The 11,437-nt window shown below is 67.5% G+C and carries 11 protein-coding genes; 6 read left to right on the top strand and 5 right to left on the bottom strand.

Features of this window, described 5'->3' with window-relative positions:
• Positions 1-395, top strand: a 395-nt coding sequence (locus VHB27_RS07460) for a 3'-5' exonuclease (RefSeq protein WP_325598805.1), incomplete at its 5' end; no start/stop codon positions are given.
• A 31-nt stretch (positions 396-426) separates the two neighbouring features.
• Here VHB27_RS07460 and VHB27_RS07455 read toward each other — a convergent pair.
• Positions 427-1,590 carry an LLM class flavin-dependent oxidoreductase gene (locus tag VHB27_RS07455; RefSeq protein ID WP_325598803.1) on the bottom strand — a complete coding sequence of 388 codons (1,164 nt, stop codon included), beginning with the start codon at positions 1,588-1,590 and terminating at the stop codon, positions 427-429.
• Between the two features lie 128 nt (positions 1,591-1,718).
• Between VHB27_RS07455 and VHB27_RS07450 the strand changes: the two genes are divergently transcribed.
• Together VHB27_RS07450 and VHB27_RS07445 are read left to right on the top strand one after the other, a co-directional pair.
• Positions 1,719-2,846: a branched-chain amino acid ABC transporter substrate-binding protein gene (locus VHB27_RS07450; RefSeq protein ID WP_325598801.1), complete on the top strand. Its 1,128-nt coding sequence runs from the start codon at positions 1,719-1,721 to the stop codon at positions 2,844-2,846.
• 254 nt (positions 2,847-3,100) lie between these two features.
• A complete protein-coding gene (locus VHB27_RS07445; RefSeq protein WP_325598799.1) occupies positions 3,101-3,670 on the top strand; it encodes a DUF4142 domain-containing protein in 570 nt (189 codons plus the stop codon).
• Between the two features lie 19 nt (positions 3,671-3,689).
• Here VHB27_RS07445 and VHB27_RS07440 read toward each other — a convergent pair whose 3' ends face one another.
• From VHB27_RS07440 to VHB27_RS07430, 3 genes are read right to left on the bottom strand one after another with little or no spacing between them, the layout of a single operon-like run.
• A complete protein-coding gene (locus VHB27_RS07440) occupies positions 3,690-4,589 on the bottom strand; it encodes a DMT family transporter (RefSeq protein ID WP_325598797.1) in 900 nt (299 codons plus the stop codon).
• Positions 4,590-4,613: 24 nt separating this feature from the next.
• A complete protein-coding gene (locus tag VHB27_RS07435; RefSeq protein ID WP_325598795.1) occupies positions 4,614-5,024 on the bottom strand; it encodes a hypothetical protein in 411 nt (136 codons plus the stop codon).
• Positions 5,024-5,800: an aldolase gene (locus tag VHB27_RS07430; protein ID WP_325598793.1), complete on the bottom strand. Its 777-nt coding sequence runs from the start codon at positions 5,798-5,800 to the stop codon at positions 5,024-5,026. The genes VHB27_RS07435 and VHB27_RS07430 overlap by 1 nt, the downstream gene beginning before the upstream one ends.
• Positions 5,801-5,957: 157 nt before the next feature.
• On the opposite strand from VHB27_RS07430, the gene VHB27_RS07425 reads away from it, so the two are divergent.
• From VHB27_RS07425 to VHB27_RS07415, 3 genes are read left to right on the top strand one after another with little or no spacing between them, the layout of a single operon-like run.
• Positions 5,958-9,212 (top strand): polymorphic toxin type 30 domain-containing protein, encoded by a 3,255-nt coding sequence (locus VHB27_RS07425; protein WP_325598791.1) that lies wholly within the window; start codon positions 5,958-5,960, stop codon positions 9,210-9,212.
• Positions 9,213-9,226: 14 nt separating this feature from the next.
• Positions 9,227-9,640: a hypothetical protein gene (locus tag VHB27_RS07420; protein ID WP_325598789.1), complete on the top strand. Its 414-nt coding sequence runs from the start codon at positions 9,227-9,229 to the stop codon at positions 9,638-9,640.
• Between the two features lie 48 nt (positions 9,641-9,688).
• Entirely contained in the window at positions 9,689-10,933 is a 1,245-nt protein-coding gene (locus tag VHB27_RS07415; protein WP_325598787.1) for a Zn-dependent hydrolase, read from the top strand.
• Between the two features lie 285 nt (positions 10,934-11,218).
• Here VHB27_RS07415 and VHB27_RS07410 read toward each other — a convergent pair.
• The coding region (locus VHB27_RS07410; protein WP_325598785.1) for a transposase at positions 11,219-11,437 on the bottom strand (219 nt) is incomplete at its 5' end.

Here is an 11,437-nt window from a genome sequence, read left to right as displayed (position 1 = left end):
GCCTGCTGGAAGCGGTCGCCTTGTCCACCGAAGCCGATTTCCGCGATCCGCGCGCCGACCGCGTCTCGCTGCTGACCATGCACGCGGCCAAGGGGCTGGAGTTCCCGGTCGTGTTCGTGGTGGGCCTGGAAGCCGGGCTGGTGCCGTTCTCCTGGGGCGCTGCGTCGGAAGACGACGGGCAGGCCGCCGCCGAGGAGCGCCGCCTGTTCTATGTGGCGATGACCAGGGCGAAGGACCGCTTGTTCCTGTCGCGGACCCAGGAACGGATGTGGCGCGGGGCGATGCGCACCTTGCCGCCGTCGCCGTTCATCGCCGACATCGCCGCCGACCTCGTGACGCTGTCCGGCGTCACCGGCCGCAAGCAGAAGCGGGTGCGGCAACTGACCCTGTTTTGACCACCCCCGCGTCAGCCGGTCCAATCCGGGATCAGGTGAAACGAGGCATCACCTTGGTCGTGTACGCCTCGATCGACTGCATCAGCTTCGCGTGCGGGATCAGCCCGTTATAGGTGTAGCAGAACACCCAATCCACAGGCTGGCGCTTCATGTTCGCCTCCAGCCCGCGGATCACCGTGTCGACCGTGCCGGCCAGGATGTAGCCTTGGCGCACCCCCTCCTCCGGCGTCAGGTAGGTGCCCGTCTTCGGGTCCTGCATCCCTTTGCGGAACCCGAACGGTTCGAACCACGCCCGCCCGGTGAACTGGCCGGAGTTGCGCCACAGTTCCAGCGCCTCCTCATCGCTGTCGGCGATGATGACGTCGCGCAGCAGCCCGGTCCCGGCGCCGCGCGGACGGCCGGAGACCTCGGCGTAAACGTCGTACAGATGGTCCTCGTACACCGGCAGCATCGCCGGCAGGATGGCGGTCACGTTCTCCTTCGCCGCCCAGCGGATCGAGTTCTCCGACGACGCGAACGGCAGGAACAGCGGCGGGTGCGGCTTCTGCAACGGTTTGGGCACGACGCCCACGGATGTCAGGATGCCGTTCTCGACGCCCTTGCCGTATTTTTCCGTGGTCTCCAGCGTCCAGGGCGTCTTGCCGGCGGGGACTTTCCAGAACTGCCCGTCATGGGTCAGCATCTCCTGCGTCCATGCCTTCTTGATGATCTGGAAATTCTCCTCGAACGCGGTTCGGTTGGCCGCGTCGATCGCGTCGTGCTGATGCGGCAGCGCGCCCGACACGCCATGCGTCTGCTGCGCCATGATATCGACCCAGCGCCGCTGGTAGCCGCGGGCGAACCCCGCGCAGGCGCGCCCGCCGGTCATGTGGTCCAGCATCGCGATATCCTCGGCCACGCGGATCGGGTTCGCCGCGGGCAGCACGATCCCCAACTGGCCGACGCGGATCCGTTTCGTCTGCATGGCGAAGTAAAGGTCGAGCAGGACCGGGTTGTTGGAGACCTCGAACCCTTCGATGTGGAAATGATGCTCCGTGAAGCTGACCGAGTCATAGCCGAGTTCGTCGGCGAGCCGGATCTGTTCCGACAGCTCCGCCAGCATGCGCTGGTAAAGCTCCGGCCGCATCGCCGCCATGCCGCTTTCGATCTCCGAACGGCTGCCGATGCTGGGCAGGTAGAACAGCGATGCTTTCACGGACTTTCCTCCTTCGCCTTGTGATTGCGACGATTCTGGCGCTTTTCTCGGCGCACGGCTAGGGTTGCCGCGCGCTCCGGACCGGAGCGGCCTTAAACGGGCGGTCTTAGACTGACAGGGGGATGCTCATGCACGATCAAGCAACGAAATCCGGGATCCGCCGCCGGTTCCTCGGCACGGCCGCGGCCCTGGCGCTGCTGCTGGCCAGCGGCGCGGCGCGGGCGCAGATCCACATCGCGGTCGCCGGCCCGATGACGGGCGAATACGCCGCGTTCGGCCAGCAGATGAAGGAAGGCGCGGACCAGGCCGTGGCCGACATCAACAAGGCCGGCGGCGTGTTGGGCAAGCAGCTTGTGCTGGATGTGGGCGACGACGCCTGCGATCCGAAGCAGGCCGTTTCCGTGGCGAACCAGCTTGCGTCCAAGGGCGTGAAGCTGGTGGCCGGTCATTTCTGCTCCGGCAGTTCGATCCCCGCCAGCAAGGTTTACGGCGAGGAGGGCATCCTGCAGATCTCCCCCGCCTCCACCAACCCCGACTACACGGACAAGGGAAGCTGGAACACCTTCCGCGTCTGCGGTCGCGACGATGAGCAGGGGAAGGTCGCCGGCGACTACCTGGCCAAGCATTTCAAGGGCGAAAAGATCGCGATCCTGAACGACAACTCCGCCTACGGGAAGGGCCTGGCCGACGAGACCGCCAAGGCGCTGCACGCCGCCGGCGGGAAGGAGACGCTGGCCACCGCCTATACGCCCGGCGAGAAGGACTACTCGTCGCTGGTCAGCCGCCTGAAGGAAGCGGGGATCAACGTGATCTATGTCGGCGGCTATCACACCGAAGCCGGCCTGATCATCCGCCAGGCGAAGGAACAGGGCATGAAGGCGACGCTGGTGGGCGGCGATGCGCTGGTGACCAATGAGTTCTGGCAGATCGCCGGCGACGCCGGGGCCGGCACGATGATGACCTTCCCGCCCGACCCGCGGCTGATGAAGAGCGCCGCGGACGTGGTGAAGGAGTTCAAGGCGAAGAACATCGATCCGGAAGGCTACGTCCTCTACACCTACGCCGCGATCCAGGTCTGGGTGGATGCCGCCAAGAAGGTGAAGAGCACGGACCCGAAAAAGGTCGCCACGGAGCTGAAGGCGTCCGGCAAGTGGCCGAGCGTGCTGGGGCCGATCACGTTCGACAAGAAGGGCGACGTGGTTGGCGGTGGCTACGTCTTCTATGTCTGGAAGAACGGCGCCTACGCCGAGATGTGATACCGACGGCCCGGGGTTCGCCTCTTCCCGCCATGGCGGGCGCAGGCCTCCCGGGCGTTGAAAAAAAACAGAGACCCCCTCCCCGTCGTGGCCGGGCTTGCCCCGCCACGACGGGGTCGACGCCTCTGCCACCCTCCGGCCATCACGACGTTGACAGGCCATTGCACGCGGCCGCCGGTATGGCGCTGCCGTCGGCCTTCCTGTCATATGTGGGCTGTCCCGGCCGATGCCGCATTGCTTGAGTCTCTGCCTTCATGAAACCACCCCGTCCCGTGATCGCCGCCCTGTTCGCCATGACGCTGGCGGGGGGGCAGGCCAATGCGCTCCAACCCCAGGCAACGCCCACCGCCACCCCACCGGTGACGATCGAGGGCCAAGGCGGCCTCGGCACCGCCGACGCGGCCTGGCTGCGGCAAAAGGCGCGCGAGATCCGCTTTGAGATCGAGGCGGCCAAGCTCGCACGGACCAAGCTGGGATCCTCCTCCCTCCGCAAAGCCGCGACCACGCTGCTGAACGACGCGGACCGATCGCAACAGGAGCTTCACGACATCGCCCGGCGCAACGAGGTGATGCTGCCCGAGAAGCTGGAGCCGGCGCAGCAGGCCGAACTCGGGCATCTGCGCGCGCTGAACGGCGCGGCCTTGGCGTCGGCGTTCACCCAGGACATGCGCGCGGCGGCGCAGCGCGATAGCGCCGCCGATCAGGCGGAAGCCGCGGTGGCGCGCGACAAGGAATTGACGCGGTTCGTCCGCCAGCAGCAGGCCTACGACCACCGGCACGCCAGCCAACTGCCAGCCCACCCGCCGCCGGCCAGGAAAGGCTGACTGGCCCGCCCTCTTCAGCCTATCGCCGCGACGCCAGCGCCACCCCGCTCAGCGTCATCGCCAGCGCCACGATCTGCCGCAGGCCGAAGGTCTCGTGCAGCATGAACCCCGACCCGATCACCCCGACCATGGGCGAGATCAGCACCGTCGTCGACGCCGTCGACGCCGACACCAGCTTCAACGCCCTGAACCACGCGACATAGGCCAGGGTCAGCGGGACCACCGCGATATAGATCAGTCCGAACCACCCCAGGCCGGTGACCTTGTCCCAGTCCCGGTGCTCCGGCACGGCGAACGCGATCACCACCGCGATGCCGAACAGCGCCTGCCAGAACACCGACACGGTCGGCGGCAGGCGCAGCGGCCGCTTCGTCGCCAGGACCGTGCCCAGGCCGAAACAGATCGCCGCCGCCAGCGCCAGGCCCGCAGGGAACGCCTTGTCCCAGCGCGCCTCCGCCGTATCGGCCCCCACCAGCAGCGCGACCCCGCCCAGCGCCAGGGCCAGCGCGAGCAGCTTCAGCGCCGTCGGCCGCTCGCCCAGCAGCGGCCAGGACAGCAGCACCGCCCAGACCGGGATGGTATAGGTGATCGTCACCGCCTCGGACGCCCGCAGCAAGGCGATGGCATGGACCGTCAGCACGATGAACAGGCCGAAATTCAGCATCGCATAGAGGATGATCCGGCCCCATTGGTCCCGCGGCGGCCACAGCTTCTCCCCGCGCAGCACCGCGATCCCCAGGGCCAGCCCGCAGCCGATGACGCCGGAGACGGCGCGCACCGAATACGGCGGCAGCATCGTCAGCATGAACTTCGTCGTCGGCCAGGTGATGCCCCAGCTGCAGGCCGTGAACAGGACCAGCGCCAGGCCCTCGGCCCGCGTGCCGATCAGCCGCCGGGCAGGAACGGTGATGGAGGGCATGGGGCAGCGGCGGTCAGGCCGTCCCTAGCGGACGTAGACGCGCACTTGCGGCGACGTCAGCAGCGGATCGGTCCGCACGCCCAGGTGGATGCGGTCGGCCGGGACGCGGTTCCGCATGATGGCCCGCATGACGTCGGTCGCGCGCTGCATGCCGCTGGTCACGTCGCTGGTGTCCTTCATGACCGAGATCACGTCGAACTGCACCTGGGCGTCGCGCGCCTCGGCCGCGCGCACCGCGGCGTTCAGCAGGTCCTGGTAGTCCGGCGCGGCCACGGTGTATTCGATCGTCACCAGCGGCGTGCGCGGATCGATGGCGGCGGGCGGCGGCGTCGGCACCTGCGCCTTCGCCTCGGGGGCGGGCGCGAAGGTCCGCCGGTCGATCAGCGTGCATCCCGTGAAGGCAAGCAGCGCCAGGAGCAGCGGCGCCAGTCGCATCACTGCCGATACTCCGGCTGCTCCCGGTCAAGTTGCCGCTTGATGCTCTCCAGGTGCAGCCTGGGGGAGTCGCGTCCGCCTTCATGACGCATCTGCTCCGCCGTCGCCTCGGCCACCGCCGTCGGCACCGGCAGCACCGTGCGACCGGACGCCTGCGCCAGCAACTGCACCTCGGCCGCCCGCTCCAGGTAATACAGGTCGTCCCAGGCCTTCGCGACGCTGTCGGCCAGGACCAGCACGCCATGGTGCTTCATGAAGACGATGTCGGCGTCGCCCACGCTTTCCGCGATGCGGTCGCCCTCCGACTCGTCCAGCGCCAGGCCGTTGTAGTCCTCGTCCACCTTGGTGCGGCCGTAGAACTTCAACGCGCTCTGGCCGGCCCACACCAGCGGCTCGCCTTCCACCATGCACAGCGCCGTCGCGTGCGGCATATGGGTGTGGAACGCCGCCCGAGCCCGCGGCAGCCGGGCATGCAGGCGGGCGTGGATATAGAACGCGGTGTCCTCCGGCACGCCGTCGCCGGCCACGACGTTGCGATGGAAGTCGCAGATCAGCAGGCGGGAGGCGGTGATCTCGGCAAACGACCAGCCGTCGGGGTTGACCAGGAACAGGTCGTCCCGCCCGGGCACCATGAACGACAGATGGTTGCAGATGCCCTCATGCAGCCCCATGCGCGCCGCCGCTCGGAAACACGCGGCGAGGTCGACGCGGGCCTGCCACACATCGGGGCTGCCAAGGTCGGAATTGCGGGCGACGGAGGGGGCGGATGCGGTCATGGGCGGCAAACTCGCAGGAAGCCGCCATCAGGGCAAGGTCATGGTCGATAACGAAACGGACGGCCGGACGTCGCCGCCGTGCATGCAATCCGCTTGTCATTTCATCGCCCTTACGACTTAATTGCGGCCATATCCGACAAAGCGGGGGGTGGGGGCCATGAGCGTCTCGGCGCATGAACTCAGAAAGGCGTGGGTCGCCCGCGTCTTCGGCGTCACACTGCCCGGCGGCCAGGCCTCGGAGGAACTGGAGCGCACCAAGGCGCAAGCGGCGATCGTCGAACGGGACTTCCGCAACTTCGCCGGCGCGCTGGCGCGGCTGCCCGGCGGCGATGTCCATTCCCCGAACATGGCCGGTCTCCGCAAGGAACTGGACAGCCTCAAGCCGGGGGATGAAGAGCAGGCCAAGAAGATCCTGGAGGACATGCGGGAGAGCCGCAATCTCGCCGACGCGGCGCTGGAGGCCGAGAACGAACGGCGCCGGAAAGTCGTCGTGCCGCTCGACGAAACCTATTCCGGCGGGAAGGTGAACGCACGTCTCGCCGAGTTGGCGCAGGGGCTGCGGCTGCTGGAGGATGGCGACGCCCGGACCGGACGGCTTCAGGAAGCGGCCAAGACGCTGCAGACGGCCCGGACCGACAAGGGCCTGTCGATGATGAATTCGACCGCCTCGGACTTCGACGCGGCGGCCGAGGTCGCGGGCAAGGCCGTCCAGGGATGGGAGGAACAGGGCCGGCAGGCCGCCGAGGCCATCGCCGCGGAACAGAAGGCGCGACGGGAAAAACTGGCGGCGCTTGCGAAGGACATGAGCAGCGCCAGGCAGGAGCTGGAGACCGCGATCGCCTCGCCCGTGCTGAATCCCAAGTCAGGCGACGCGAAGGTCGGGGAGAACCGCAAAGCGAGCCTGGGCAAGGCCGTTCCCGCCTGGACCCGGCGGGACGCCCTGCTGAAGACACTGGCCGGCGGCGATGACGACCAGGTGGCCCAGTCGGCGTCCGGCGCGTACCGGCAGGCCATCGCCGACCGGGAAAAAGCCTGCAAGGACGCGGCCGACCTGGCCGAGGCCGTCAACGGCTGGACGAAGTCGTTCGGCGAAATCGCCACGCTGGGCCAGGCAGCCAGCCTGAAGCAGGCTCAGTTCCAAAAGCAATATACCGACATGGAAGCCGCGCTGAAGGCGACGGGCCGGCGCATGGCCGCCGCTGTCGGCGCCGGGGACTTCAAGACGGCCCGCTCCGAGATCGAGGCGATGGCGAAGGTCATGGAAGTGACCGAAGCGGCGATGGCGAAGGCCGCGAAATTCGACGACGCCGCCAGCCACTTGCAGGCCCAGCGAGAGATCATCGCCGGCCACCTGCAGGAAGGCAGGCTGGCGGACGCGGTCAATGCCGGCGAAACGCTGCGCGACACCGTCGACGCGGCGGGAACAGCCGCCACCGACCTGCCGCCGGCGATCAAAAGCTGGGCGACGCTGTCCAAGAAGAGGTTGTCGGACCTCGATACCCTGTGCGTCAACATCGGCAAGCTGGTTCCCGACGAAAAGCGCCGGTCGGCCGGCGCGCTGCTGCAGAGCGAAAAGGACCTGGCGAACGCCCGGACATTCGTGAAGGCCGTCGACGCCTATCCTGGCCTGTACTCCCGTACGGACGCTTGCCTCGATGCGAACTACCCCTTTGTGAACATAAAATCCCCGCAGGCGGGCGTGTTCCGTTCCGACCTTGGAAAGATCATATCGGGGATCGACCTGGCGGCCGACCCGACCTTCGGCGCCGCCAAGCGGGCCATCGACGTCCTGGCGGAGCAGATCACGGACGCCTGGAAGCTGCGCGACAAGAACCGGGGGGAACGCGATGCGCTGGAGACGCGCATCACCCGGGAATTCGGCAAGGACACGGCGGCCGGCAAGACGTTCCTGGAGATGATGCGACAGGTTTCGCTCGATACCGGGCAGCAGGCGAAGGACGAATTCGCCCGGATCAACGGCGCCGCCGACGCGCTGAGCCAGAAGAACAACGAGCTGAACGCGGTCATCAAGACGGGTGAAGCCGACATCGGCGGCGCCTCGTTCGCCATGATGGAGATCGTCGCCCGCAAGCAGGCGGCCCAGGTCGCGGTGGCGGCCCTGATCAACCGAAGCGATGTCGATCCGACGCCGCAGATCACGGCGTTGAAGGACGCCTATGACTTCGTCGCCCGGTTCGACAAGGCCCAGCGCAAGGCGGAGTCCAATGTCAAGGACGCGCAAGGCGCCCTTACGCCCGACGAACTGGTCCAGGCGCTCACCAAGACCTGGCAGGCGGCGATGGCGGCGGCGCAGAAGATCGCGGTCCCGGAGGCGGACGACAGGCTGGACGCGGCGACCCGTCTGGCGGCCGCGATCAAGGCCTCGACCCAGATGTTCGAGACCGTCGATGCGCTGATCGAGCACGGCACGCCGAACCAGAAGCAGACCCTGCCCGCCCTGCGCACGCAAGCCATCAGCGTGGGCCTGACATGGAGGGGCAAGGGTCCCGACTACGCCGGGCAGGTGCAAGGCATCGTCGGCGACCTGAAAGCGGCGGCGGCGACCGGCTACCAGCCGCAGCGCGACGCACGCGATCCGGACGCCGTCATCAAGAAGTTCAAGGACATCGTCCCGGTCTACGCGTCGCTGGAAGATCCGCCGGATCCCCCCGACAACCCCGAAGCCCTGATCAAGCAGATCGATGCCGAGGCGGCAGGAGACAACGTCGCCTCGGCGTTCAAGCGGCTGGAGCGGGAGTTCGATCCGCTGGCCCAGGCCATCGAGGACATCCATCCCAAGCTGACGGAGATCGGCAACTTCCAGGCCGATTGGGCGGCGGTGAGCGCGGCGTTCAACAACGCCCTGGCGGATGCCCATCCGAAGCACGAAAAGGAACTGAACGACTCCAAGCAGGCCGCGTTCGACCTGCGCCTCACCGACCCCGTGAAGGCCAGGGCCCTGCTGGCCCCCCTGCCCGCTCGGGTCAACGCGCTGGACACGAAGAAGACCGGGTGGAAGGCCACGGTCGTGCCCAAGCCGGCCGCCGGCCGAGCCACCGATCAGACGGACCGCCATCAACTGCTGACCGACGCCAAGAACCTGCTGGCCGACGGCGGCCTCTCGGTCGGTGCGATCGGCCAACTGGTCTCGGCCAGCGCGAACAGGGCTTGGGCCGGGACGACCAACTACCCGGATGGTTTCGATTACGAGTGGACGGCCAGCGACGGCACCACCATCCGGATCTACGGCCACGGCCCGTCGGTCGGAAACCACATCTCGCCCGACGCGGTTTCGGGGAAAGGCAACATCGTGCGCATCGTGATCGGCAACCAGTATCTTCGAGCGGACGGCTCGACCGGCGCCCTGTCGAATACCGACAGCGGACATATCCCGCTGTTCGGCGGCCCGTGATGAAAGGACGGACCATGACGTCGCAATTGACGGATATCGTGACGCGCAACGGGACCTTCCCGGCGGCGGACCTTGTCATCGCGGGGTTCGAGGAAGCCATGGCGATCGCCGAGGCCGGCTCCGCCCCGCGCCCCGATCTCGCCAGCGCGTTCATCAAGCTGGTCGACCAGTTGGGCAACGAACGCACCGGCGTCCCGCCCGAACTGGGCAAGCGGCTGACGGCCTGGACCGAGACGGCGGCGGACGATCCCGGCGTGCCCGCTTCGGCGATCGCCTTCCTGCTGGTCAACGCCGGCACCGAACGATCCTATGCGGTCCTGCAGGCCTTGGCGGCCAATGCCAAGCGCCCGGACCTGCGGGCGGCGGCGGCAGGGCTGGTGCCGGATCACCCCCTGGCGCCCCAGCCCGAGGACGCGCAGCCCAGCTAACCGGCCAACGGCCTTGCGCGCGGTCCGGCCATCGCGCAAAACCGCGCCATGAGCCTGACCAATCAACGGATCGACGGTAAACGCCTCTGGGACACCCTGATGGGGTTCGCAGAGATCGGTGCAACCCCCAAGGGCGGCGTCCGGCGCCTGACGCTGACGGACGTCGACAAGCGCGGCCGCGACCGCTTCAAGGCGGAGTGCGAGGCGCTGGGCCTGACCGTCCGGGTCGACGCGATCGGCAACATGTTCGCCCGCCGCGCAGGCCGCGACCCCAGCCGCAAGCCGGTGCTGTTCGGCAGCCATCTCGACAGCCAGCCCTCGGGCGGCAAGTTCGACGGCGCGCTGGGCGTGCTGGCGGGGCTGGAGGTGATGCGCAGCCTGAACGACCTGGGCATCGTGACCGAAGCGCCGCTGGAGCTGATCAACTGGACCGACGAGGAAGGCAGCCGCTTCGGCCACAGCCTGATGGGCTCCGGCGTCTGGGCCGGGGTGTTCGGGCTGGACAAGGCCAACGCCCTGACCGACACCGACGGCGTCACCGTCGGCGATGCCCTGGACGCCATCGGCTATCGCGGGTCCGAACCGGCGACGCCCTTCCCCGCCGACGCCTATTTCGAGCTGCATATCGAGCAAGGTCCGCTGCTGGAGCGCGAGGGCAAGCAGATCGGCATCGTCACCGGCGCCCAGGCGCAGGTCTGGTACGACGCGGTGATCATCGGCCAGGACAGCCATGCCGGCACCACCCCGCCCTCCACCCGCAAGGACGCGCTGGTCGCCGCCGCGCGGATCATCGACCTGGTCGACCGGATGATGCGCGCCCGCGGCGATGACGGACGCGGCACGGTCGGACAACTGCACGTGCTGCCGAACAGCCGCAACGTGGTGCCGGGCGAGGTCCGCTTCTCGGTCGAGTTCCGCCACCCGACGGACGCCGAGGTCGACGTCCTGGACGCCGAATTCCCGCCCGCGGCCCAGGCGATCGCCGACGCGGCCGGGGTGAAGCTGGAGTTGACGCGGCTGTTCAGGATCCCGATGCAACCGTTCGATCCGTCCTGCATCGACCTGGTCCGCCAGGGCGCGGCGAAGTCCGGCCTGTCGACGCGCGACATCGTGTCGGGCGCCGGGCACGACGCGGTCTATGTGGCACGCCACGTGCCGACGGCGATGATCTTCACGCCCTGCAAGGACGGCCTGTCGCACAACGAGGCGGAGAGCATCGAACCATCCGAGGCGGAAGCCGGATGCCAGGTCCTGTTCGAGGCCGTCCTGGCAAGGGCGAACCGGGTGATTTGATCTTGTCTTCCGCGTCCTGAAACGGGGCGCGGACCGGTCCCTGCGTCATGGACTAAACCGTCCGTCGTGGATCCGGTATTATGCGGCAAGTGCCACAAGCGGAATCTGGCAATTTTCAAACTTCAGATTATGGTTTGAATCATGCCGCGCGATCCTGTCGGCATGTTAGCATTCTTGCTCGCTTTCTCTAGCCGTTGAGTTACGCTGACTAGTGGCTCGTTGAGTGTGCCTTTGGCGGTTCTGTCAGCCGTCGTCAGCCGACGGTCCATCTAGAGCTTTATAGGTTCAGGTTGGAGCGTATCCGGAGTTGCGGAGATAATTGGCACATTCCTGGGCAGTGAATTCGTCCAAGAGTGTTCCTATGGTTTTCCATGCCTGTTCGATGGATCGCGGGTCTGCTCTTCGTAGCAGGGCTTTTAGCTTGGCGAACAGTTGTTCGATCGGGTTTAGGTCAGGACTGTAAGGCGGCAGGAAAAGCAAATGCGCTCCCGCCGCGCGGATAGC

Source organism: Rhodopila sp. (genome assembly GCF_035548235.1).
GTDB lineage: Bacteria > Pseudomonadota > Alphaproteobacteria > Acetobacterales > Acetobacteraceae > Rhodopila.
Note: the sequence above shows the minus strand (reverse complement) of the source record. Positions and strands in the feature narration are given on the sequence as shown.

Bases quoted from the DNA above. Each gene is read 5' to 3' on its own strand.
- VHB27_RS07420 (WP_325598789.1), top strand. From the start codon at position 9,227: ATGACGTCGCAATTGACGGATATCGTGACGCGCAACGGGACCTTCCCG.
- VHB27_RS07440 (WP_325598797.1), bottom strand. From the start codon at position 4,589: ATGCCCTCCATCACCGTTCCTGCCCGGCGGCTGATCGGCACGCGGGCC.
- VHB27_RS07445 (WP_325598799.1), top strand. From the start codon at position 3,101: ATGAAACCACCCCGTCCCGTGATCGCCGCCCTGTTCGCCATGACGCTG.
- VHB27_RS07415 (WP_325598787.1), top strand. From the start codon at position 9,689: ATGAGCCTGACCAATCAACGGATCGACGGTAAACGCCTCTGGGACACC.
- VHB27_RS07435 (WP_325598795.1), bottom strand. From the start codon at position 5,024: ATGCGACTGGCGCCGCTGCTCCTGGCGCTGCTTGCCTTCACGGGATGC.
- VHB27_RS07430 (WP_325598793.1), bottom strand. From the start codon at position 5,800: ATGACCGCATCCGCCCCCTCCGTCGCCCGCAATTCCGACCTTGGCAGC.
- VHB27_RS07425 (WP_325598791.1), top strand. From the start codon at position 5,958: ATGAGCGTCTCGGCGCATGAACTCAGAAAGGCGTGGGTCGCCCGCGTC.
- VHB27_RS07450 (WP_325598801.1), top strand. From the start codon at position 1,719: ATGCACGATCAAGCAACGAAATCCGGGATCCGCCGCCGGTTCCTCGGC.